We start from the raw sequence: 23145 nt of genomic DNA, 5'->3' as shown, positions 1-23145 counted from the left end.
GTCCCACGTCCCGCCTTGCACCCGGAGCCGCGTTTGCGCGCACCGGACACGGAAACGACCTGGGAGGTACATCCGCATGAGGGGTGCATTGAAGTCGAGCCTCAGGAGGCTCCTGGCGCGCACCGGATACGACATCGTGCGCAGCGTCAACAACCGGGGCGGGGTGGACGACTTCCTCCCGTTCGAGGCCACCATGCGGGCCGCGCGATCGGCCGGACTGTCGGTCGGCGACTACCTCGACGAGGTCATGAACGGCACGCCCGGCGCCACCCAGTCCACCATCGACGAACTACGCGCCCTCGGCGTCTTCGCCGCTTCCCCGGAGACGGTGCTGGAGATCGGCCCCGGATCTGGTCGGTACCTGGAGCGGACGCTGAAGGAGTGCTCGCCGGGCCGCTATGAGATCTACGAGACGGCGGCGCCCTGGGCCGACTACCTGGTGGACACGTTCAAGGTGGTCGCCCAGCCCACCTCGGGCAGCAGCCTCGCCCCTACGCCCGACGGAAGCGTCGACCTCGTCCAGGCCCACAAGGTGTTCAACACCGTGACGTTCCTCAGTGCCTCCCGCTACTTCTTCGAGATGGCACGCGTCGTCCGCCCCGGGGGCCGAATCGTCTTCGACGTCATGACGGAGCGCTGCCTGGAACCGGCGGCGATGCGCGCGTGGGCGGAGAAGGGCGGGGTGGGGCACGACTCCTACCCTGCCGCCATGCCCCGCCAGGCGTGCGTGGATCTCTTCGCGAGCCTCGGCTGCAGGCTGGAGGCCGACTTCCCGGCCCCGATGGGTTTCGCTTCCACCGAGGTCCTGGTCTTCGGGAAGGGGGCCTGACGACCGGAGGCCCCAGACGCACTGTTCCTGCGCGGCGCAGGTCCACCTGTGGGTCGTTGCCTGAAAGGTGAACAAGTCAAGGTCCCGGGGCACAGAACCCGGCGTCGAGCCCGACTCGTCTGCTGGCCTACGTGGGAAGGGGTCCGTGATCAGGCTGATGCCTGGTCAGGGGCCCTTCCCGCGTGCCGGCCGCCGGCGCGAGGCGGTTTCAGCGGCGGCAGAGGGCCGTGTCCACGACGGTCTCGACGCGCCTCGTGCCCGAGATGTCGGCCGGGATGCTCGTCACCGCGACGTTCGCGGCGTGGCCGTCGTCGGTCGCTCCGCCGCGGGTCTCGTATCCCACGATGTCGCCGCCGTGGCCCCAGTAGACGCCGCCGCACGACAGCTTCCTGCTCATGAGACCCAGGCCGTAGTGGGCACCGGTGTCGCCGACCGGAACGGTGGTGCGCATCTGGGCGAGCTGGGCGGCCCGGAGGAGGCCGCCGTCGAGGAGCGCGGTGAAGAAGCGGTTGAGGTCGGAGTTGGTGGAGATCATCTGGCCCGCCGCCCAGCCTGCCGACGGGTCGATCTCGGTGTACTCGCGCAGCGGCTCGCCCGCCGGCATCACGCGGTAGCCCTTCGGGTGGGGTTCCCTGATGGTCCTGTCGCCGGGGGCGGGGAAGTAGGTGTGGCGCAGCCCGAGGTGCTGGACGATACGCCGGTCGATCTCCTCGGCGAGGGGCCGGCCGGTGACCTTCTGGACGATGAGGCCGGCCAGGACGTAGTTCGTGTTGCTGTAGCTCCACTTCGCCCCGGGCCGGAACTCGGCCTTGTTCTTGAGGGCGATGTCGACGAGGTCGCGAGGCTCGAAGTACCGGTACGCGATCTCGTCGTCGCTGATGTGCGCCCCGTACTCGGGAAGCCCGCTGGTGTGCTGCAGGAGCTGACGGACGGTGATGCGGCGGCCGTCGTTCCCCTTCCCGCGTACGAGGCCCGGGAGGTAGGTGTCGACGGAGGCGTCGAGGGCGATCTTCCCCTCGCCGACCAGTTGCAGCACGACGACCGCGACGAACGTCTTGGTGTTGCTGCCCATCCGCACCTGGCCGTCCCTCGGCACCTTCGCACCGGTGGCCAGGTCGCCGACGCCCGCAGTGTACGTACGGGTGCGGCCGTCAGGACCCTGGACGGTCGCCAGCGCGGCGGGCCGGCCGTCGCGCACCAGTCCGTTCAGGCCCTGCTGGACGGTGTCCGGGCGGGCGGCGGCGGATGCCGTGGGCGGAGCCACGGCGCCCGTGGTCATGACGGAGACGGCCACGGCGGCCACAGCCGCCAGCACTCCGCGGCGCCTCGTCGAGGAGGTGAGGGCCCCGTGCCAGGTCTGCTTATGCATAAGTCAACTCCAGGGAAATCATGGGGTGCTGTCGGCTGAGCCGCCCGTCGACCGGGCAGGGCACGATCATGGATTCCCGGGCTCCGGCGCACATCGCGGGAAAGCGGGAGAACGCCCTCCCCCGATCGGGGGAGGACGCGCGGGTGCCGCCCGTACATACTGGCCGATCATGATCAAGGGACTTCGGCCGCTGCTGCGCCGCTCCACGTACTCAGGTGCGCTGTTCGCCTACGGCGCCGTCCTGGCGAGCCTTCCCCTGCTGTCCTTCGCGCTGCTGCCGGCGCTGGCGTGGCGCTCCGCTCCCGAGGGTGTACAGATCGTGGTGGTCCTGCTCGGCTGGGCGGCGCTGATCGGCCTGGTCGGTCTCGCACGCCCCACGCGGCGGGTGCTGGTCGTGTCCGCCCGCCGGCTGCTGAAGGTGTCGTTGCCCGAGCCTGTCTCCGTCCGTACGCCCACGAGCCGGCCCGACGACAGGCCAGCCGCCGCTGTGGCGTCCCGCGTCGACCGCTGGCGGACGCCTCTCTGGCTGCTGCTGCACGTGGCGCTCGGATGGACGGGAGCACTGGCGAGCGGCGTGCTGCTCTTCGCGGCGCTGACCCTTCCGGGGGGGTTGGCTCGACGCCGAGCTGGGGCTGAGCCTGTTCGGCCGGACGGTACGGGTGGAGGACGGCTGGCGGAGCTGGGCGGTCGCTCTCGGCTGCCTGCTGCTCGCGGCGAGCGTGTGCGTGGTGGTGACGAAGGCACTGCGCTGGTCGGCGCCCCGGCTGCTCGGGCCGTCCTCGGCCGAGCGGCTCGCGCTGGCGGCCGAGCGCGAACTCCGGCTGGCCGAACGCAACCGACTGGCCCACGAACTGCACGACTCGATCGGGCACACGCTCACGACGACCACGATCCAGGCGGCGGTGGCGGGCGAGGTGCTCTCCGCCGACCCGGTGGCGGCGCGGGCAGCCCTGCGCAGCATCGAGGAGTCGTCCCGGGCCGCGCTGGAGGACCTGGACTACGTGCTCGGCGTCCTGCGCGAACGAGCGGCCGAGACGGCGCCGACCCGCACCCTGGCCGATCTGCCCGAGCTGCTCGACCGGTTGCGGCACGCGGGCGCGGTGGTGGAGCTGGAGCTCTCGGGGGACCCGGCGCAGGTGCGGGGGACCGTCTCCCGCGCGGCCTACCGGATCCTGCAGGAGGGGCTGACGAACGCGATGCGGCACGGAGCGGGCGGTCCTATCCAGGTCCGCGTGGCGGCCATGCCGGACAGGCTGGAGCTCGGTGTGGTCAACCGGACCGGGGACGGGCCGCGTGCGAGCACGGGGCCGGGCGCCTTCCCCAGGTCCGGGCACGGCCTGCCCGGCCTCGCCGAGCGCGTGCGGCTGCTGCACGGCGAGATCGACGCGGGCCCGGACGGGCCGCGGCACTGGCGGTTGGCCGTCCGGCTCCCCGTACGGTTGTCGCCATGACCGGCGCCGGCAGCACACCTGTCACCCTCCTGATCGCGGACGATGACGAGGTGACCCGCAGCGGTCTTCGCACCTTGCTCTCGGCGCAGCCGGGGCTCTCGGTGGTCGGCGAGGCCGCCGACGGCGTCGAGGCGGTCGAAGAGGCACGGCGGCTGCGTCCGGACGTGGTCCTGATGGACGTACGGATGCCGCGCCGCAACGGGATCGAGGCCACCCGGCACCTCCTCGCCGGGTCGGCCGAACCGCCGAAGGTCGTGGTGATCACCACCTTCGAGAACGACGACCACGTCACCGCAGCGCTCAGCGCGGGCGCCAGCGGGTTCGTGCTGAAGCGGCTTCCGGTCCGGCAGATCGCGGAGGCGGTGCGGGTGGTGGCGGCTGGGGAAGCGATCCTGTTCCCGACGACCCTGCGCCGGATGGTCGCACCCCGGCCGCTGCACTCCGCCGAGGCCCTGCCGAGGGCGGCGCTGACGGGGCGGGAGGAGGCTGTCCAACCCGGAGATCGCGGAGTCGCTCACGGTGAGCCTGGAGACGGTGAAGACGCACGTCGGGAACGTGCTGACCAAGCTCGGTGCACAGAACCGGACCCACGCGGTGGTGATCGCGTACGAATCAGGCCTGGTGGTCCCGGGGTTCACCGGCTGAGCGCCGGAAACGTCCGCCGATCCCGCCGGTGGCCTGGCACGCACTCCAGGAGTACGTCGGCGACCACCTCGACGGGCGGACCACCGGCCGTCCCTCACGGCCCTCCCCCTGACCGTCCTCCCCGCCCACGGCGCCGGCACCGACCCTGGGTGCTTGCCTGCCGCAGACTCCTCATTCCGGAACACCATCGACGGTCGATCATTCGACATACGATTCGAGCGAGCCACGGCGCCGGATGTCGAGCGTGGCGCAGTGAGTTGAGCCGCCGAACGGCGCGTAGTGCAGCAGGTCGCAGGGGATGGGCTCGTCTCGTCGCCGATCACGATCATTCTGTCCCTTGGGCAGGGGCTGCCGAAGCCGCACGACGACCAGTCGAGGGTGGCGAACGTCGCTCGTGGTCGACCGGATGCGGGCGTCTGACGGTGACACCGAGAGACCGCAGCAGAGTGACGAACCGATCGAGCTCCTCCCGTGCGGGTTCGATCAGCCGCTGCGGATAGGTGAGGCCCCGACGAACCCCTGCAACCGCGCCGCCCACGGCGGAAGGTTGCAAGGCTCGCACGGCGGCCACACGGGATCCGCGGTTCCTGTATGGCGAAACCGGTATCAGGAATCGTATAATTCCGGGCATGGAACCGGTGGAGCCTCGCACCAGCTGGACGTTCGTCACACAGCACGCCCGGATCCTCGCCATGATCCTGGGCGACCCGGAAATCCGACTGCGTGACCTGGCCGAGAACTGTCGGATCACCGAACGGGCAGCGCAGGCCATCGTCACGGATCTGGAGATGGCCGGATACCTGACGCGGGTACGCCACGGCCGTCGGAACCACTACGAGGTCACGCCCGGCACACTTTTCCGCCACCCGGCCGAGGGCAACCACGAGATCGCCGACCTGCTGCGACTTCTCGTCGACCTCGACCAGCCGACCGAAGCAACCCCACGTCCGGCCGCGGACGGTGAGCACCGGAAGCACCCGTAGACCTCACGGGCCCGGACTCGTCCTGCCAGGCCGCCGGACTTTCGAGACAGCGGAGGGACAGGCCATGACCAATCAACCCCGCCGCCCGCCCGCCCGCGGGGGAGACATCAGCGAGGGCGCGTCGCCGCCCGTAGTCGCCGTGGCCATCGAACCGGGACCCGAACGGGTGCTGGCGCGCGTGTGCGGCGAGATCGACATGGACGACGCCGACGAGCTGGGGCAGGAGCTCACCGCGGCCCTGGAAGCCAGCGCCTCCGGCCTGGACGTCGACCTGTCGGGCGTCACCTTCTGCGACAGTTCAGGTCTGCACATGCTGCTCCGCCTGAACCAGAGAGCCAGAACAGTCGGGAAATCCCTCGTGCTGACCGCGCTCACCCCTCGGATCACCCGCCTGCTGCGTCTGACCGGATCCGAGCACCGGTTCACCACCCGCGCTCGGTCGGCAGGGCCTGCCTGAGCCAGGCCCGCAACCCCGTCCGGCCGAGCCGGACCGCGGTCGACCCTCTCGACGGGACGCCGCCCTAACACCGGAACAGTGCTCGCCCTGACCCTGAGTCCCGAGAGCAGCCGTCAGAGCTCCGATTCCTCGTCTTCCTGGAAGAGCTGGGTGGTGCCGGTGAGGCTGAACAGCTGGCGCAGCTGGTCGGGTACGGGACCCCGGAGGACGAGTCGGCCGGGTGCCCTGATGGCTGCGACCAAGGCGTGGAGGAACGAGGAGTCACCGAACGCAACTTCGGAGACGTCGAGCACCACGAGGGAGGCGCCTTCGTAGCGGGCGTCCGCCACGGCCTGGCGCAGGCAGCCGACGCTGTCCAGGTCGAACTCCCCGGCCGCCTGGAGCAGCGCCGTGCCGTCGGTTCGCGTGTGCTGCCGGTACACGCGAGCTTCGGGCGAACGGTAGAGGTGCTCGCCGGCCAGGAGGGTGTGCTCGACCTGCTCGAAGGAGAGGTGGTCGACGCGGTCGGATGTCATGAGGATGCACCTCGATGTCCTCCAAGGGCGGGACTCACGGCAGCCGATTGACCGTCCGCGCCGCCGTGACCGTGCACGGGGGTCGCGGGGGGCCCGGTGAGCGTCAGGGGGATGCCGAGGCTTTCGCACAGGCGGCGGAGGCGGGCGAGGACGCTGAGCGCCGCCGTGTTCGGCGGGCCGGGCGGGATGTGCAGGCGTACGAGCGCAGGTCGGTAGGCCAGGACCAGGGCCTGTACGCGTGCGGCCGCTGCCGCGCGGCCGGGGATGTCGAGATCGGGTGCCAGAGTCAAGGCCAGGATGTCCCCGTCGGCCGGCTCCGGCGCCGAGTGGGTGGGGCTGCAGGGCGTGCCGTCAGGAATGCCGACACGCTCGGCTCCGGCCGGCCTGTCAGATGCCCGGGGGCCTGGAGGAGCGCGAGGCCCCGTCCCCGGTGGTCCGGAGCTGTGCGTGCGTGTCGGGCTGCCCGGCCCGAGCCTTCAGTTCCGCGCCGTGCGCACGCGGCGTCTCACCCTCTCGGAATTGGCGGTTCCCGCTGCGGGGCCGACGCGACATCGCGGCGGGCAGGTGGGTCACCGGTGGCCGCTTCTGCTGGTCAGGAGCCGCACGAGCGACCAGGTCGTGATGAGCCGGTCCGCTCCGAGGCCGATGCGTGCCGCGCGGGCGTAGCCCGTGCTCTGCCAGCGGAGCTGATGGGGGGCGTGGGCGTCGGTGTCCACCGCGAAGCGGCAACCGGCGGCCGCGGCCTGCAGGAGCAGGTCGTCCGGCGGGTCGCGCCGTTCGGGACGGCAGTTGATCTCCACTGCGGTGCGGGACTCTGCGCATGCTGCGAACACGGCTTCGGCGTCGAAGCGGGACGGTGGGCGTCCCCGGCCGGTGATGATCCGGCCGGTGCAGTGTCCCAGGACGTCGACGTGTATGTTGCGTACCGCGGCCAGTAGCCGGGCGGTCATCGGTTCGGGTTCTGAGCGGAGCTTGGAGTGGACGGATGCCACGACGATGTCGAGTCGGCCGAGCAGGTCTTCGTCCTGGTCGAGTGAGCCGTCCTCGAGGATGTCGCACTCGATGCCGGTGAGGAGCCGGAACTCTGGGCTCAGCCTGGAATTGACGGCGGCCACGGCCTCCAGTTGCCTTTCGAGCCGGTCCGGGCTCAGCCCGTGAGCGATCGTCAGCCGCGGCGAGTGGTCGGTCAGAACCGCCCACTGGCGGCCCAGGACGTGTGCTGCGTCGGCCATGTCCTCGAGCGGGCTGCCGCCGTCCGACCAGTCGGAGTGCAGGTGGCAGTCCCCGGTGCTCGCGGTCGCGAGGTCCCAGCCGGCCAGAGCCTTCGGGTCGGCAGCGGCCTGCAGGGTGGCAAGGTAGCTCGGCACCGCTCCCGTGGATGCCTGGGCGATCACCTCGGCGGTGACCGGGCCTATCCCGCGCAGGCGTTCGGCCTGCGCGGCGTCCACCGGGCCCGACGGCAGGTCGCGGACGGCGTCGGCAGCCGTGTGGAAGGCCCGCACGCGGTAGGGGGACGCCTCGCGCCATTCGAGGAGGAAGGCGATCCGACGCAGAGCTTCGTCCGGGGTCACGGCAGGGGCGTTCCGCCGGTGGCGTTGACGATCTCGCCGGTGATGTAGGTGGCCTGGTCGGAGGCGAGGAAGACGTACGCGGGTGCCATCTCCGCAGGCTGCGCGGGCCGGCCCAGGGGCGACTGCTCGCCGAACGTCGTCGGGTCGGGCATCGTCGCGGGGATCAGGGGGGTCCAGACCGGTCCGGGTGCCACGGCGTTGGCCCGGATACCGCGTTCGGCAAGCATCTGGGCCAGGCTGTGGGTGAAGGAGATGATCGCGGACTTGGTCATGGCGTAGTCGAGGAGGTGCGGGCTGGGCTGGTAGCCCTGCACGGAGGCGGTGTTGATCACGGATCCGCCGCGCGGCATGTGGGCGAGCGCGGCCTTGGTCAGCCAGAACATTCCGTACAGGTTGGTCTTCATCACCCGGTCGAACTGCTCCGTGGTGATCGCCTCGATCCCGTCCGGCTGGGCCATCTGGTACGCGGCATTGTTGACGAGCAGGTCGATGCCTCCCAGCTCGCCCACCGCCTTCTCGACGAGGGCGGTGCACTCGCCTTCGTTCCGGATGTCGCAGGCGACGGCTACCGCTGTGCGGCCGGCCTGCCGGATCAGGCGGGTGGTCTCCTCGGCCTCAGCGGCTTCCTCGGGCAGATGGGTGAAGACGACGTCGGCGCCCTCCCGTGCAAAGGACACGCAGACGGCCCGGCCGATGCCTGAGTCCCCTCCTGTGACCAGCGCCCTGCGGCCCTTCAGCAGGCCGTGGCCCTCGTAGGTGTCCTCACCGTGGTCGGGCCGGGGATCCATCGCCTCCGTCGAGCCAGGGTGATCCTGATCCTGCTCGGGGAACGGGGGCCGGGGGTGGAGTTCCACAGGATCGGTGAGGTGGGCCTGGTCGCGGGAGGGCATGGGGTTTCCTTCCGGCTGGATCGGGAGGGGTGATGGTCGGGACGCGGCGGTCTTCCCGGGGGTCTGGTCGAGGTCCAGGTGATCGGGACCCGCGCGGGCAGATGCCGGGCTTGTGCCCTCAATGGCCGAGGGCGTTCTTGAGTTGCTGCTTCGTCATGCTGGAGCGCCCCTCGATGTTGCGCTTCTTGGCTTCCTGGTACAGGTCGTCCTTGGTGCGCTCGGACGACCTGCCACCGCCCGACTTTTCTCCACCGCGCCGGGAAGCGGACTTGCCCTGGGTGGAGCTGCGGCTGGCCGACTTACTCTCCCCCGACCGCGCGCGCTCCTTGTTCACGGTGCGGGAGGCCATCTCCTTCGCTCGGTCCTCGGACATGCCACGCTTCTCGCCGGACTCCTTGATGTGCTCGTACTGGCGCTCTCGCTTGGGACTACTTCCTCTAGGCATGACTGATGCACTTCCTTCATCCGGGGCTCGGGGTTCCCGGCCCAGCCCCACACGGCATCGCATCTCACCGGGACCGGTCTTCCATCCGCTACGCATCGCTCACAAGCCCAGACTCCTTACGCAGAAGCAGTCCGCGACTCCGCCACCGCGGTCTACGCAGTCCGGCTGCCGGCTCGGGTCTTGCTGTGCTGGCAAGCAACTACCCCGTCCCGGCTCCCCCAGACCTCCGTCAAAGGACCGGCCCGGCGTGCCGGCCTGAGGCGGCAGGCACGGAGCGATCCCGGCCTCCAGGCCAGCCGCCTGCCGCCAGCCGCCTGCCGCCTGCCGCCTGCCGCCTGCCGCCTGCCGAGACAGGCATACGCCGCGCGTGCCGGGACGCTGCAGAGGCGATCAAGAGCCGACGGACCATCCTGCCCAAACCTCTGGAGCCCGGCTTCGATCTCTGGGGTGAGCGGCGCACCTCTGGGTAGCAGCCGTACCTGAGCCATACGCTCGGTCAGGAGGCACGTCATGACCACTCCGAGCAACCCCGACCCCGACCCCCGCTCTGTCACGGGGCTCGAGCCCGGCGGGGGCGTTCCCCCGGGCCGGACTCCGCCCGCCGAATCGGGAACGGGCACCGGCACGGGACCGTACCGGCCGCTGCGACGTGGCTGGGCACGCGGCCCGCTGGTCGCCGTGCTTCTCCTCGCACTCGTCGTCGCCTTGTTCTTCTTGGCGTACGCGATATCCCTCGGCACTCGGTGAGGCGGTGGGCGGCCGTTTCGCCGGCGGGGCCACGGGACCTCGGCATGCCGAGGAAGGCCCAGCAGTGTCCGGCCGCCGGAAGCAAGCGTCACCACACAGCGGTGGCCACCCGGAGAGCCGAACCCATGCATCGGCGGCTCGAGCGGCATCGTCAGTTGATCAATGGTTCTCGCCCTGAGCGGGGCTCACAACGGTGAAGACGAAGCCACTCCGTGGGCGGGTGGGAATCCTGGAGAGGGGAATCGACAGGTCCTGTGCGGGCACCGCGTAGTCGAGGCCGGCGAGCTGCTGCACCAGGGCGGCCAGTACGGCCACGGTGATGTCCTCGCCGGGGCAGCGGTGGCCACGGCCCGGATCTCCGCCGCCCTGCGGGATGAGCTCGTCGGCGCTCGGTTCGTGTGCGGTGAAGCGCTGCGGGTCGAAGCGGTACGGGTCCTTCCACAGCTCGGGGTCGTGGTTGTGTCCGTAGAGGTCCAGGAGGACCAGTGTGTTCTCGGCGATCACCTCACCCCGCCAGGCCAGCTCGGTGGCGGCCAGTCCGCCGACGAACGGGGCGAACGGATAGAAGCGCCGCACCTCGTGGGCGAAGGCCCGCGCGTACCGCCGCTCGTCGTCGTTCCGCAGCAGTTCCCGGTGGTTCGGCCACCGGTGCAGGGCGTGGGCCGCGAAGGCGACGAACCATGCGATGGCGATGGTGGGCCGGATGATGTTGAGCAGTTCGACGGCGGCCGTCTGCGGGTCGATGAGTGCGCCGTCGACATCACGGTGCCAGGCCACGGTCTCGAAGGCCGTTCCGTTGTCCGCAGTCAGTTCCTCGCCCTCGTGGACGGTACGGATCAGGCCGGCGAGCACGTCCTCCTGGCGGGCGCGAGCACGTCGGGCGCGAAGGTGTCGCGGGCCTGGTGCCGCGAATCCGTCGACCATGGCCTGGCAGTCGACGGCCATCCGCCGGACGGCCTCGTCGGACAGCTGGATCCCCGCCCATGCGCAGACGGAACGGGCCAGGATCAGCGCTGCCGCGTCGAAGAGTACGACGCGCCGGCCGTCGCGCCAGTCGTCCACTGCCTCGGACCAGCTCCGGGTCACGTGGTCGGCGAGGGCAGCCACGCCCGCCCCGTCCTTGAGGATCGCCAGGAACATGGCCTTCCGGACTCTGTGAGCTGCGCCGTCCAGGGTGTGCACGGCTCCCCGTCCGAACAGGGTGTCGAGCACGGGTCCGGGGAGCGCCGATGCGCGCCTGACGTTCTGTTCGTCGTAGAAGAAGTCGATGGCGTCCTGTCCGCGCAGGGCGACCGTTGGCCGTCCCAGCAGCCTGGTCCTCACGGGGCCGCCGTTCGTGGCACGCATCAGGTCGGGCAGCCAGGCGTAGCCGCGGGCAAGGAGGGGGAGGGTGCTGTCGCTCCACGGCGCGATGGCGGTGTCGAGTCGGTACATGACGGTCGGCTACCCGGCCTGCCCGCCCGCACTCCGGGGCTTCGGCTGACCGGCGGAGCACCGGCGAGGTCGAGGTGAGAGCGATGAAGGTTCGCTCGCCCCACGGCTCGGACGCCGGTGCGGGCCCGGGCGCCTGTGATGAGGGCGGACTGTCGAGGGGCAACGTGTCGGGCTGGGCGGAGCGGGCAGCCGAACAGTAGTTGACCCGACCATCAATTCGGATCATCAGTCTCAGGAGGTGACGGCCGTGAACGCCGTCCACAGCTCCATCCAGTCTGGAAAGACTGAGGCGGCGGTCGCGGGACACGTCAGGACCTACCGCCCCGCCCTCGCGAGTCGGACGTCGATACCGCCCCGGACACCGAGGGCCCGGATGCCGACCCGGAGCCCCAGATCGTCCGTGGCGAGGACTGATCCACAGGTCCCGCCCCGTCGACAGAAGCGGTACGCCGCCGCCAGGCGAGCGGCGTACCGCGAGCGGGAACGTGGTCCGCTCCCGTCGGACCACGCTCCCGAGTTTGCCTCATGCGGACGCGTCGGCCCCGGTCACCAGGTCGATCAGCCCCGGCAGCCCCGTCCCGTTCCAAGCACGGCGCTGGCGCTCGGCGGCCGTGCCGTGCTGCAGGAGCCGGTGGACGAGGCCGCTCACTCCGCGAAGGTCGCCCGCCTCCTCCAGGGCGGGCGTGATGTGTCGCAGGAGGGCGTGCAGCGCGTCTCCGCTGCTGAGCGGGCGACCACAGGGATCCAGCAGGGTCCCGTCCAGGCCGTGCCGGGCGGCGTGCCAGTTCGCTGCCTGCGCCAACTCCGGCTCCACCACCCGCAGGGGCGCGCCCGCCTTCTCCTGGGCGATCGCCGTGGCAACCAGCCCTCGAACGATCCCGGCGAACATGACGGCGTCGTCGGCGCGGAGTGGGACGTCGAGACAGCGCACCTCGACGGTGGGGTAACGGTCGGAGAGCCGGGCCTGCCAGTAGGCCTGGCCCCGGTCGGCGATCACCCCCGACTCCACCAGCTGCTCCAGACGCTCTTCGTAGTCGCCGAGCCCGTCGAAGTGCGGCGGCAGGCCGCTGACGGGCCACCGGCCGAACAGGACGGTGCGCCAACTCGCGAACCCGGTGTCCCGACCGTCCCACAGGGGTGAGTTCGCGGACATGGCCAGCAGCGTGGGGAGCCATCCCCGGATCCGGTTCAGCACCGCCACGCCCGTCTCCGGATCGGGGACCCCCACGTGCACGTGCATCCCGCAGATCAACTGCTCGTCGACGAGCCGGCGAGCCTCGCCCTCCATCCTCAGATAGCGCGCGCTGGGGGTCACGGGAACGGGCAGGTCGCCGCGCAAGGGCGCCGCACCCGTCGCGGCGACCCTGCAGCCGCTCGTCTCGGCGGCAGTGGCGACCGCGTGGCGCAGCCGCAGCAGGTGGCCTCCCACTTCGTCGAGGGTCCAGCACACGGGCGTGGCCACCTCGATCTGGGCCTGCAGCAGCTCGTCCTGGATCTCGGCGCCTTCCGCGAAGGGGCCCAGCCCTGCCGCGCGGCGCACCTCCTCCACCACCGGGGCCGGGACAGCTGTCACCGGGTCCACCAGCAGGTATTCCTCTTCCACGCCCACGGTGATCACAGAGTGCGCCTACCCAGGCACGTCATGATCACCCGTTTCGAGTTCGTCTCCCCGACGCATGCAGCGCAGGGGGCCGAGACCTGCGGCGCGAACGGCCGTTGACGAACACATGGACGCCGTCCGGGCCGGACGGCCGGCCTGCCGTCCGACCGGCAGGCCGGTGCGCCGGTCGGTTGCCACCCCTCAGTCCAGAGGGCGGCGCAACGCACTGCCTTCCCCGTCCCACGCCTTCCGGATGTGATCAGCGAGGCGGTCCTCCAGAAGGACGGTCGCGGCGCAGCCGAAGGCGACATCGGCCTCCAGTGCGGGCTCGTCCGCCAGGAGTCCGCCGACGACGCCGTGGCGCACCACCTGTTCGTGGACGGCGTCGGCCTCGACGTGTTCGGCGTAGAAGTGCTCGGCCGCGGCTCCCGCGCCGCACCGCCGCATCGCCTTGGCCAGGCGCCTGGATCCGGGCGGCGACGTGATCTCGACACAGGCGAAGTGGCCGACGAGGGCCCCGCGCAGAGCGCGGTGGAGCCCGAAGAGGGACATCAGGTTCACGGTCGCCAGCAGCGGGGCGGGCGCGTGGTCCACGTACCGGCCGTAGGAACGGTCGAGACCGAGGTCGTCCATCAGGCGCGCGAAGAGCCGCGCGTGGATGCGGTCGGCACGGCCGGCGCCGAACTCGTCGTACTCGATGGCGACCATGGAGGCTTTGGCCTGTCCGGTGAGCCGGGGAACCACCCAGATGTGGGGGTCGGCTTCCTTGAGGTGGTACAGGGAACGCAGGGCTGCGTACTCGCGCAGCTGCCACAACTCCCCGTCCGCTTCGAGACGGTGGCTGAGGCTGCCGGTGAGGTCGACGGGCTCCACGAGAAGCGGTGCGAAGGCCTCTTCCACCGTCTTTGGCATGTCGGGCAGTTCGGCGCGCAGGGCATCGGTGAATCGTGCTTCCAGCGCCCTGCGCAGCCGCAGGAGATCGGGATCCCACTCGCAGGCGGCGTCCACTCCCTCGAAGCCTCGGTAGTGCAGTTCGTACAGGAGATAGAGCGCGAGGTGCAGGTCCTCGCCCCAGGGGTCGGCACTCGGGACAGCCCCGGCCGCGTATCGCGGCGCGTCGCACGACCGGAGGGCCTCCGTCACGGCGCGGGACAACTCGCCCCGCTCCTCGGCGAGGCGGGGAGCGGTCTCGGCGGCCGTTGCGCCTGGGCTCCGAGGGGGCATCAAGGCTTCCTTTCCACGGCCGGCCGGCCGGCTCGCTCGCGTCGGCGGTGGCTGGTGTCGCACCAGGGGTACGCGCGACTGCGCCGACACGTACAGATGGCGACGGAGAAGCGGTCGGAACGGGCGACCGTCCCGTCGTCCATGACGATCTCGACGGGACCCTCCACGACGACCGGTCCCTGAGGGTCCACGAACACCCGGCGCGCGGGCGTCGGGACGGGGGGTTCGTCAGGGGTTTCGGGCACGGATGACCACCAGTTCCTCCCGCTGCTCGTCTGCGTCCGCCAGGCCCCGCCGTTCCAGCCAGGCTCGTCGCGAACGCAGGACCGGGCCCCACGGAACGGATGCGCGCGCCGTGACTCCGGCAGCCATTCCCTCCCCGGTCAGCCGGTCCACGGTCGTCTGCGCCCCGCACATGCCCGAGTGCACCATCAGCAGAACGCCGCCGGGGCGCAGCAGAGCGGCGGCTGCCGCGCAGATACGGTCGATCACCATGCGTCCGTCGGGGCCCGCGTCCCAAGCCCGTTCCGCGCCCCGCGGGGGCAACCGGGTGCCTGGAGCCGGAACGTACGGAGGGTTGGTCACGACCAGGTCGAAGCGTCGCCCGCAGGTCCGTTCGGCGAAGTCGCCGTGGAGAACGCGCAGGGGCAACCGGTGGAGCAGGGCGTTCATACGTGCCGTCGCCACTGCTGGCCAGGAGACGTCGACCGCCGTCACCGTGGCGGCGCCCCTGCGCGCGGCGTAGAGGGCGAGTGCGCCTGTCCCGGTGCCGATTTCCAGGACGTCCGTGAGGGGGCCGATCTCCTCCTGAGCGAGGGCTGCGGCGAGCAGACGCGTGTCCGCCTGAGGCCGGTAGACGCTCGGGAGGGCGACCAGGCCACCGGGGAGCGTCCTCGGGATCAGGGCCGTACTTGTCGGATCACTCATCGCGCACCACCCGGACACTCGTGACCTCGGTGTCGACGGCGTCCGGCACGACCATGCCCGCCCCCACCCCGGTCCGCAGGTAGCGCAGGACGTCGCCGTTCAGGCGCTCCCCCGGGACCGCCGCCGGGATGCCCGGGGGGTAGGGGGTCAGCATCTCGGCGGCGATCCGGCCGTCCGCCTTGTCCCAGGCGACCTGCTCCGTCCGGCCGAAGAAGGCATCCCGCGGAAGCATCACCTGGTCCAGCCGCAGCGTCGGCGGTGGCGGGATCTCGACGGGTTGGCCCGAGCGCAGCTCCGCCCGGCGCGCGGACAGGTCCGTCAGTCCCGCCACGAGTGCCTCCACCGTGTCGGTGTCGTCGGCGTGGGTGAGCTGGGCGCTGATGCGGCGGTGGTCGGCGACGTGGAGGTTGATCCGGTGGTTCGCACGCAGCCAGTCGGCGGCCCGATAGCCGGTGATCTTCCACTCGCTGATGTCGATGATGATCTGGAGGGGGTCCATGTCCGCTGCCCGACCCGGCCCGCAGAAGTCGCCGCGGTCGTTCACATGGATGCCGTCGATTCGCGAGATGCGTTCGCGGGTCTTACGGGCGAGGGCCAGTGCGTGGTCGTACAGGGCCTCGCCGTGTTCGACCATCTGCCGACGCCAGCCGACCAGAGCGGCGTACATGAGCACGTTGGGACTGGTGGTGCCCAACAGGTCCTCGCGGCTTCGGAGCACCTCGGGCCGGACCAGATCGCCCTGGAGGTGGAAGACGGAGCTCTGTTCCAGGCCGGAGCCCATCTTGTGGACGGACGTGACGCACACGTCGGCCCCGGCGTCCACGGCCCAGGTGGGAAGGTCGGGGTGGAACGGCAAATGGGCGCCCCACGCCTCGTCGACGATGAGGGGCTGGTCCCGCCGGTGACAGACCTCGGCGATCGCGGCCAGGTCCGAGCAGGTGCCGTAGGGGGTCGGCGTCGTCACCAGCGCGCCCCGCGCGTCGGGGTGGTTCGCGAACGCCGCCTCGAACGCCTCCGCCGTCGGCGGGTGGGCCAGGTGGCGCTCGGCATCCCACTGGGGATCCACCCAGGCGGGCTCGATCCCCGACAGGATCAGACCCGACACCACGGACTTGTGGGCGTCCCGTCCCACCAGCAGCTTCTCGTGCGGCCCCGCGACGGACAGCATCGCCGACTTCACCGAGAGGGAGCTGCCGCAGGTGGAGAAGAAGGCATGGTCCGCGCCGACGGCTTCGGCCATCAGTGCCTGGGCCTCCTCCAGCACGCCCTGGGAGGACGTCCGGTCGTCCAGGCCACTGGCGGCGAGGACATCGGCTCGGAACACCGCGTCGCCGAGCACGGCCGACACCCTGGGGTCGGCGCCCCTTCCCTGTTTGTGCCCAGGCGGCGTGAACGGCGTCTGCCCCTTCTCGCGGTAGTCCGCCAATGCGTCGAGCACGGGTGCCTTCGACTGATCCATAGCGCGCGCCTGCCCCGGGACCGAACACGAAAACAGGCATCCGGGAGGATTCGGTACGCGGCGCACCGCGCTGACGGACCCGGCCGGGGCTCCTCTCGGCCCGCGGTCGGCGGGCGGGCGACGTGTCAGTGACGGTCCCGGAGACGGCCGGGTCGCTCAGCGACGGTTTCGGGTACGGCCGGGACGCTCAGCAACGGTCTCGGAGACGGCCGGGGGACGCTCAGCTACGGTTTCAGAGACGGCCGGGGGCTCAGCAACGGTCTCGGAGACGGCCGGGGGACGCTCAGCTACGGTTTCAGAGACGGCCGGGGGCTCAGCAACGTTCTCGGAGACGGCCGGGGCCCACAACCGCGAGGACTCCGCGTAAGGTCCGCGCCTCCCGCAGAAGACGTGCCGCGCCGTCTACCCGCCCGGAGGGCCCGCGTTCCCCCGCGCCGCGGGACCCGGCCTGCCCACGCTGTCGCGCTGCTCGTCGGCGCGGCCCCCCGCACCGAGCAGCCCGGTCGCTTCGAAGCGCTCCTCCCGTTCCAGGCCAGGCAACCAGGCACGGGCGTCACGCGTGACCACCGGCGGGACACAAGCACGCACGGCTTGGACGGCACGAAGCCACGCCGGCACGTAGACGGAGGTCTGGCGCCGGTCCACGGCAGTGGTCAGCCGCTCCGCGACCCGTGCCGCGGAGGACACCCTGCGGGCCGGCGGCGGCATATGGGCGCGCAGAGCCCGCAGCACGGCATGGCGGTCCGCGTCCCGGACCATATCGGTGTCGATCCAGTTGAGGTAGCCGATCCCGACGGTGACGCCGCGAGGCGAGAGCTCCGCGCGCAAGGACTGGGCGAAGGACTCGACACCTGCTTTGGAGGCGCAGTAGGCACTCATGAGCGGGGTTGCTCCCAGCGCCGCCAGGGAGGCCACTTGCAGGTAGTAGCCGCGCGTGTGGAGGAGGTCGGGCAGGAAGGACCGTGCCGTGACCGCGCTGCCGATGAGGTTGACCTCGACGACACGGCGCCACACGTACGGATCGGTGTCGGCGAACAGGCCTCCTTGGGCGACACCGGCGTTGCCCACCACCACGGACACCGGTCCGAATCGGGAACGGACCTCTCGGGCCGCGTCGGCCATGGCCGCGTCGTCGGTCACGTCGACCTCCCAGGAGGCGGCCTCGGCGCCCGACGCGGCGGCCAACGCTTCCAGACGCTCTCCCTCCAGGCCCAGAAGGGCCAAGCGCGCTCCCCGCTCGCCGAAGGACCAGGCCAGCGCCGCTCCGAGTCCTCGCGCCGCCCCTGTCACCACGGCGGTGCGGCCTTGCAGGGCCCGGCCGTGTGTCCGCGTCCTCACCTGGCGCCTCCCACGCGTTCCGTCTCGGACCGACCGCAGCGGCGCCGTACGCCCCGAGGGCGGGCCCTTCCTTCCAGGATGCTCCTGACCAGCGGTCACCCGCAGGCGGGAGCAAGTGGCACAGGGGGACGACCGACCTTGTCCGGGTCGGCGCGGGCAACAAGCTCGTCCGGCCTCCACCGCTTGAGGCATGCCCACCGGGGTAGGCGCGCCACGACCGTGGCATCACTCCGGCGAGGAGATGATCCGGCCGGCGCCGGCCGAGCCCCGGTCACGTCCGGGGAGGCCGGCGCAGGAACTCCCGCCGCGAAAGCCTCCGATTTCAGTGGTTTCCCCCGGGCGGGCACCTCACCGGGTCGTACGGGGCTGCACCCCCGTCGTTCGCTAGGAGGATCCGTCGTGGCCGTCCGTCACCAGCTCGTCCGACGTCCCCCACTCGCGGTGTGGGCCGTCCTCGCCGATCCGACCGGCTACGGAGAGTGGGTGGCCGGCCCGTCCGAGTCCGTCCCGCTCGACGACACCTGGCCCGCACCAGGCTCCCGGTTGCGCTACACGATTCGGCTGGGGCCCTGGGCCGTCGAGGGTGTGACGACCGTTCGCCACCGGGAGACCGGCAGGGAACTGGAGCTGGAGGCCTCGTTCAAGCCCCTCGGCACGGCGAGGATCTTTCTCCAGCTCAGGCCTTGGGGCGAGGAGACCCTCGTCGTCTGCGACGAGCATCCGCTGCGCGGCCTCGGAGGGACCCTGCACAACCCCGTGAGCGAGGCGGCCCTCCAGCTGAGACACCGCGGCATGCTGGCCCGCCTGGCCACGGTGGTGGAACGACGGCCCGAAGAGGTGTTCCGTGCCTGACGCGGTGGTGATCGGAGCCGGGCCCAACGGGCTGGTGGCCGCGAACCTGCTCGTCGACGCCGGGTGGAGCGTGGAGGTCCTCGAAGCGCAGGACGAGCCGGGCGGGGCCGTCAGGAGTGATCGCGGGGTGCATCCGGACTACGTCTCGGACCTCTTCAGTGCCTTCTACCCGCTCGCCGCCGCCTCCCCCGTCCTGGCCGGGCTCGACCTGGCCGCCGAGGGGCTGCGCTGGAGCCACGCCCCCCGTGTGCTGGCGCACCCGCTGCCCGACGGGCGCTGCGCCGTACTCGAACGCCGCGTGGAGGACACGAGTACCGGACTGAGGCGGTTCGCAGCCGTCGACGGCCCCTCCTGGGAGGCCCTGTACCGGACGTGGCTGCGGTTGGAACCGGACCTCCTGCGAGCCCTCTTCACGCCCTTCCCACCGATCCGCCCGGGACTGCGGCTGGCCGCGAAGCTCAGGGGCCCCGCGGGGCTGCGGCTGGCCCGGAGTCTGGCACTGCCCGTACGACGCCTGGGTGAGGAGGAGTTCGCCGGAGAAGGCGGCCGACTCCTGCTCGCGGGCAACGCCCTCCACGCCGATCTGGCTCCCGAGGCGGCAGGCAGCGGCGGCTTCGGCTGGCTGATGTCGATGCTCGGCCAGAGTCACGGGTTCCCCGTTCCCGTCGGGGGAGCCGGAGCGCTCACGGCGGCGCTCGTGAGCCGCCTCCGGCGCCGAGGTGGAGTCCTGCGGTGCGGGCAGCGCGTCACGTCCGTCGTCATCCGCGGTGGCATCGCCGTGGGCGTCGGAACGGCGGGCGGGGAGACGGTCGACGCACGTCGGGCCGTCCTGGCCGACACCTCGGCGCCCGCCCTCTACCGGGATCTCGTCGGCGAGCAGCACCTTCCGCCTCGCCTCCTGCGTGACCTGGAACGCTTCCAGTGGGACTTCGCGACCTTCAAGGTGGACTGGGCGCTGACGGGACCCGTGCCCTGGGCTGCGTCCGGAGCGGTCGGCGCGGGCACCGTCCACCTCTCCGACGGGGTGGACGGCCTCACCCGCTTCGCCGCGCAGATCGCCAGGGAGCTCATCCCTGACGAGCCGTTCGTCCTGTTCGGTCAGATGACCACCGCGGACCCCACCCGGTCCCCCGCCGGTACGGAATCGGCGTGGGCCTACACTCACCTCCCGCAGCACGTCACCGCGGACGCGGGCCCCGACGGCATCACCGGCCGGTGGGACCGCCGAGAGCGAGAAGTCATGGCCGACCGCGTCGAGAACCAGGTCGAACGGCTCGCTCCCGGCTTCCGCTCCCTGATCGCCGCACGCCGTATCCTCGCCCCTCCGACCCTCCAGGCCATGGACGAGAACCTCCACGGCGGCGCCATCAACAACGGCACCACGGCTCTCCACCAGCAGACGGTCTTCCGGCCGACTCCCGGCACCGGCCGTCCCGAGACACCGGTCAAGCACCTCTACCTCGCCTCCGCAGCCGCCCATCCGGGTGGCGGCGTCCACGGCGCGCCGGGCGCCAACGCGGCCCGTGCCGCCCTGCGCCCCCGTGCCCTGCACGCGACGCTCCACCGCGCCCAGCGTCTGTGACGGACTCCGTACGACGCACGAAGACGTTCCCGCCACAGAGGCGTCGATGCGCCCTCGCTCCCGTGCGCCGCCCGCTGAGCCGCCGCTCCGGTTGCCGCAGTCACCCGCGTGGGTGAGCTTGGAGAGGGGGTCCGGACGGGACCGGCCCCTCAACGATCTGTCTTGTCCCCAGGAGGAGAAATGGCGCACCCCGAGCAGGACCCGAAGCGGCAGGAAGGTCCGGAGGACGGCGGCGCGGAGGGCACGCCCGACGTCCACGACGGCGGAGCAGACGGCGGCGCGGACGCAGGCGCAGACAGCGGCGCAGACGGGGGAGCCGACGGAGGCGCGGACAGCGGCGCAGACGGTGGAGCCGACGGAGGCGCAGACGGAGGCGCAGACAGCGGCGCGGACGGAGGCGCAGACAGCGGCGCAGACGGTGGAGCCGACGGAGGCGCAGACGGGGGCGCGGACAGCGGCGCGGACGGTGGAGCCCATGAGGCTGGCGGCCCCGCTTGAGCACCGTTCCCAAGACGCTTCGGGACACGGCCGCGGATGTCGGGAGCCGTGTCCTGGAAACACGCCTGATCGGCCTGACCTACGAGGAGTTCGCTCGAGACATCTGGGGCCGTGCCCCGCTGCTCACCCGCGGAGTCGATGACTTCTCCGACCTCTTCTCAGCATCTGCTGTGGACGAGCTGGTCTCCCGACGCGGGTTGCGCACGCCGTTCCTCCGCGTCGCCAAGGGCGGCTCCACCGCCCCCGACTCGTCGTTCACCTCGCCGGGAGGAGTGGGCGCGTCGGTCGCGGACCAGCTGGACGACACCGCCCTGTGGCGGAGCTTCGCCGGCGGCAGCACCCTGGTTCTGCAGGCGCTGCAGCGTACCTGGCAGCCGGTCACGAACTTCGCGGGGCGGCTCGGCACGGAGCTCGGCCACCCCGTCCAAGTGAATGCCTACGTCACCCCGCCGCAGAACCGCGGCTTCGACGATCACTACGACGTCCACGACGTGTTCGTGCTGCAGGTCACCGGCACCAAGCGCTGGATCGTCCACGAGCCCGTGTTCCCGGCTCCGCTGCGCGACCAGCCCTGGACTGACCACCGCGCCGCGGTCGCCGATGCCGCGCGGAGAAGGGCGTACATCGACGCCGTGCTCGAACCCGGCGACGTCCTCTATCTGCCACGCGGCTGGCTGCACGCCGCCGAAGCGCTGGGCGCGGTGTCGATCCATCTGACACTCGGCGTCCACACCTGGACTCGGCACGCGCTGGCGCAACAACTCGCCGAGGCCGCAGTGGCGTTGCTGCGCGAGGATGTGGAGATGCGCGGGTCCCTCCCCCTGGGTGTGGATGGTCCGGACGACGAAATCGACTGGGTCCGCCGACGTCTCGTCGCCGCGCTCACCGAGGCCGACCCCACCCCCCTGTTCCATCGCACCCGCCGCGGCCAGGCGCGCCCGGCGCCGATGGGGCCCCTGGCGCAGCTCGCGGCTCTGGCCGGCCTCGCGCCCGACTTGCCGGTGCGGCTTCGGGAGGCGTTGGAGGCGAGGCTGGTGGGCCGGCGCCTCGCCACCCGCGTCGGGTGGCTCGATCTGTCGGAGGCAGAACTCGCATCGACGCCGAAGCTCCTCGACGGCGGCACTCACACTGCCTCCGAACTGGGGCTTGCCTTCGTCGAACGGCTGCTCCGCGCCGGCGTACTCGTCCCCGTCGAGTCATGAGACAGACCCGATGACGACTCCAGCACGGTTCCTCTGCTCCGACGCCGCCCGCCTGCGCGGAGACCCGATCGCGGGCACAGCACCGTACGGTTCGGCCTGGATCCTCATCGAGTACCGGGCCGGCTGGCCGCCCAACGGTTTCGCCGGAATCGCTCTCGATCCCGGCGTCAAGGCACGGGTGAGCGCAGCCGCACGGGCGATGCGCGCCCGCATCCTGCTGATCCGCCGACATGGCCGCAGTCGTTCCGACGAACGGCCGCTGTGGGCGGTCCTCCGCTACGACGCGGGAAGCGCCCACACTCAGAAATGGGGTACGTGGGGCGACGACAGGGACTTGGTGGAAATCGTCGCCGCCATGGACACGCCCGGAGAACAGGGGCACCCATCTGTCATCCTCGTCTGCACCCACGGTCTGCGCGACACCTGCTGCGCTCTCCGCGGCCGTCCCGTGGCAGGCGCGCTCAGTGATGTCTGGCCACAGCTCGTGTGGGAGTGCACACACGTGGGTGGCGATCGGTTCGCCGCGAACGTCGCCGTCGTACCCGACGGCGTCTACTACGGCAATCTCGACGCCCTCTCGGCAGTGACGGTGGTCGAAGAACACCTGTCGGACCACATCCACCCGAACCACCTGCGCGGCTACACGGACCTCACCCCGCCCCAGCAGGCGGCCCTGTCGGCCGTCCTCCACCACGCGGGTCCATCGCGTCGGCACGACTACGTCATCGAGGAGACAGTCAGGGACGACGACCGCTGGCGGGTCCGCGTCACCGGCCGACTCGCCGGACTGTCGACCTTCCAGGTCGAGATCCACGCCCGCAGAGCACGCATGCACCAACTGACCTGCCGCGCCCTGTCTCCCAGCTCAGCGGTGTACTACGACGTCACGTCGCTGCATGCCGGTTGATCGAATTCTCGTCCCTTCGTGAGCGGTCGTGCGGCGTCTCATTCAGGCCGGTCCACCTCAGGTGCTGCGTAGGTTGCCAGATGGGCGGTCATCATGCGCGCCGGCCACCGATCCCACTCCGGTCATCCTGTGTGACGACGTCGACGGGGGCTGATCGCGCCTGAGGCCGGATTGTCGGCCGGTCGCCGAGATCGTGCCGCTGCTCCGCGCAGCCGCCGAC

Annotated in this window: 21 protein-coding genes and 1 pseudogene; 10 read left to right on the top strand and 12 right to left on the bottom strand. The window is 71.3% G+C overall.

Going from position 1 to position 23145, the window contains the following annotated elements:
• Positions 1–76: 76 nt before the first annotated feature.
• On the top strand, positions 77–829 hold the full coding sequence (locus tag ACF08F_RS10870) for a methyltransferase domain-containing protein (protein WP_392298183.1): 753 nt from the start codon (positions 77–79) through the stop codon (positions 827–829).
• 208 nt (positions 830–1037) lie between these two features.
• Here the strand turns inward: ACF08F_RS10870 and ACF08F_RS10865 are convergent, their stop codons facing one another.
• Positions 1038–2198 carry a serine hydrolase domain-containing protein gene (locus tag ACF08F_RS10865; protein ID WP_392298182.1) on the bottom strand — a complete coding sequence of 387 codons (1161 nt, stop codon included), beginning with the start codon at positions 2196–2198 and terminating at the stop codon, positions 1038–1040.
• A gap of 659 nt (positions 2199–2857) precedes the next feature.
• Between ACF08F_RS10865 and ACF08F_RS10860 the strand changes: the two genes are divergently transcribed.
• The 4 genes and pseudogenes from ACF08F_RS10860 (at position 2858) to ACF08F_RS10845 (ending at position 5734) form a co-directional block, all read left to right on the top strand.
• The gene (locus ACF08F_RS10860; protein WP_392298181.1) at positions 2858–3649 is read left to right on the top strand and encodes a sensor histidine kinase; all 792 of its coding nucleotides are present in this window, start codon (positions 2858–2860) and stop codon (positions 3647–3649) included.
• A pseudogene (locus ACF08F_RS10855) lies at positions 3646–4294 on the top strand (response regulator). Before ACF08F_RS10860 ends, ACF08F_RS10855 begins: the two are co-directional and overlap by 4 nt.
• Before the next feature lie 629 nt (positions 4295–4923).
• Positions 4924–5277: a helix-turn-helix transcriptional regulator gene (locus ACF08F_RS10850; protein WP_392298180.1), complete on the top strand. Its 354-nt coding sequence runs from the start codon at positions 4924–4926 to the stop codon at positions 5275–5277.
• Positions 5278–5341: 64 nt separating this feature from the next.
• Complete coding sequence (locus ACF08F_RS10845; protein ID WP_392298179.1) at positions 5342–5734, top strand: STAS domain-containing protein; 393 nt, start codon at positions 5342–5344, stop codon at positions 5732–5734.
• Between the two features lie 113 nt (positions 5735–5847).
• Here ACF08F_RS10845 and ACF08F_RS10840 read toward each other — a convergent pair whose 3' ends face one another.
• The 4 genes from ACF08F_RS10840 to ACF08F_RS10825 form a co-directional block, all read right to left on the bottom strand.
• Entirely contained in the window at positions 5848–6249 is a 402-nt protein-coding gene (locus tag ACF08F_RS10840; RefSeq protein ID WP_392298178.1) for an STAS domain-containing protein, read from the bottom strand.
• Between the two features lie 569 nt (positions 6250–6818).
• The gene (locus ACF08F_RS10835; protein WP_392298177.1) at positions 6819–7820 is read right to left on the bottom strand and encodes a PHP domain-containing protein; all 1002 of its coding nucleotides are present in this window, start codon (positions 7818–7820) and stop codon (positions 6819–6821) included.
• Positions 7817–8710, bottom strand: a complete 894-nt coding sequence (locus ACF08F_RS10830) for an SDR family oxidoreductase (RefSeq protein ID WP_392298176.1) — start codon at positions 8708–8710, stop codon at positions 7817–7819. Before ACF08F_RS10830 ends, ACF08F_RS10835 begins: the two co-directional genes overlap by 4 nt.
• A 118-nt stretch (positions 8711–8828) precedes the next feature.
• Complete coding sequence (locus ACF08F_RS10825) at positions 8829–9155, bottom strand: plasmid stabilization protein (protein WP_392298175.1); 327 nt, start codon at positions 9153–9155, stop codon at positions 8829–8831.
• Positions 9156–9665: 510 nt separating this feature from the next.
• Here ACF08F_RS10825 and ACF08F_RS10820 point away from each other — a divergent pair.
• A complete protein-coding gene (locus ACF08F_RS10820) occupies positions 9666–9902 on the top strand; it encodes a DUF6480 family protein (RefSeq protein ID WP_392298174.1) in 237 nt (78 codons plus the stop codon).
• A gap of 159 nt (positions 9903–10061) precedes the next feature.
• Here ACF08F_RS10820 and ACF08F_RS10815 read toward each other — a convergent pair whose 3' ends face one another.
• From ACF08F_RS10815 to ACF08F_RS10785, 7 genes are all read right to left on the bottom strand, one after another.
• Entirely contained in the window at positions 10062–11336 is a 1275-nt protein-coding gene (locus tag ACF08F_RS10815; RefSeq protein WP_392298173.1) for a cytochrome P450, read from the bottom strand.
• Positions 11337–11859: 523 nt separating this feature from the next.
• Positions 11860–12954, bottom strand: coding sequence for a glutamate--cysteine ligase (locus ACF08F_RS10810; protein ID WP_392298172.1), 1095 nt, complete (start codon positions 12952–12954; stop codon positions 11860–11862).
• Positions 12955–13137: 183 nt separating this feature from the next.
• Positions 13138–14160, bottom strand: a complete 1023-nt coding sequence (locus ACF08F_RS10805) for an iron-containing redox enzyme family protein (protein WP_392298171.1) — start codon at positions 14158–14160, stop codon at positions 13138–13140.
• A complete protein-coding gene (locus ACF08F_RS10800; RefSeq protein ID WP_392298262.1) occupies positions 14160–14303 on the bottom strand; it encodes a CDGSH iron-sulfur domain-containing protein in 144 nt (47 codons plus the stop codon). Before ACF08F_RS10800 ends, ACF08F_RS10805 begins: the two co-directional genes overlap by 1 nt.
• 85 nt (positions 14304–14388) lie before the next feature.
• Positions 14389–15087 carry a HemK2/MTQ2 family protein methyltransferase gene (locus ACF08F_RS10795; RefSeq protein WP_392298170.1) on the bottom strand — a complete coding sequence of 233 codons (699 nt, stop codon included), beginning with the start codon at positions 15085–15087 and terminating at the stop codon, positions 14389–14391.
• Complete coding sequence (locus tag ACF08F_RS10790) at positions 15080–16546, bottom strand: aminotransferase class I/II-fold pyridoxal phosphate-dependent enzyme (RefSeq protein ID WP_392298169.1); 1467 nt, start codon at positions 16544–16546, stop codon at positions 15080–15082. The genes ACF08F_RS10795 and ACF08F_RS10790 overlap by 8 nt, the downstream gene beginning before the upstream one ends.
• Before the next feature lie 402 nt (positions 16547–16948).
• The gene (locus tag ACF08F_RS10785) at positions 16949–17884 is read right to left on the bottom strand and encodes a short-chain dehydrogenase/reductase (protein ID WP_392298168.1); all 936 of its coding nucleotides are present in this window, start codon (positions 17882–17884) and stop codon (positions 16949–16951) included.
• A 399-nt stretch (positions 17885–18283) separates the two neighbouring features.
• On the opposite strand from ACF08F_RS10785, the gene ACF08F_RS10780 reads away from it, so the two are divergent.
• The 4 genes from ACF08F_RS10780 (at position 18284) to ACF08F_RS10765 (ending at position 22925) form a co-directional block, all read left to right on the top strand.
• Positions 18284–18736, top strand: coding sequence for an SRPBCC family protein (locus ACF08F_RS10780; RefSeq protein ID WP_392298167.1), 453 nt, complete (start codon positions 18284–18286; stop codon positions 18734–18736).
• Positions 18729–20318, top strand: coding sequence for a phytoene desaturase family protein (locus tag ACF08F_RS10775; RefSeq protein ID WP_392298166.1), 1590 nt, complete (start codon positions 18729–18731; stop codon positions 20316–20318). The genes ACF08F_RS10780 and ACF08F_RS10775 overlap by 8 nt, the downstream gene beginning before the upstream one ends.
• A 494-nt stretch (positions 20319–20812) precedes the next feature.
• Complete coding sequence (locus ACF08F_RS10770) at positions 20813–22018, top strand: cupin domain-containing protein (protein ID WP_392298165.1); 1206 nt, start codon at positions 20813–20815, stop codon at positions 22016–22018.
• Between the two features lie 10 nt (positions 22019–22028).
• Positions 22029–22925: a sucrase ferredoxin gene (locus ACF08F_RS10765; RefSeq protein ID WP_392298164.1), complete on the top strand. Its 897-nt coding sequence runs from the start codon at positions 22029–22031 to the stop codon at positions 22923–22925.
• The last annotated feature ends 220 nt before the right edge of the window (positions 22926–23145 follow it).

Source organism: Streptomyces sp. NPDC015130 (assembly GCF_043080005.1).
Classification (GTDB): Bacteria; Actinomycetota; Actinomycetes; order Streptomycetales; family Streptomycetaceae; genus Streptomyces.
Note: the sequence above shows the minus strand (reverse complement) of the source record. Positions and strands in the feature narration are given on the sequence as shown.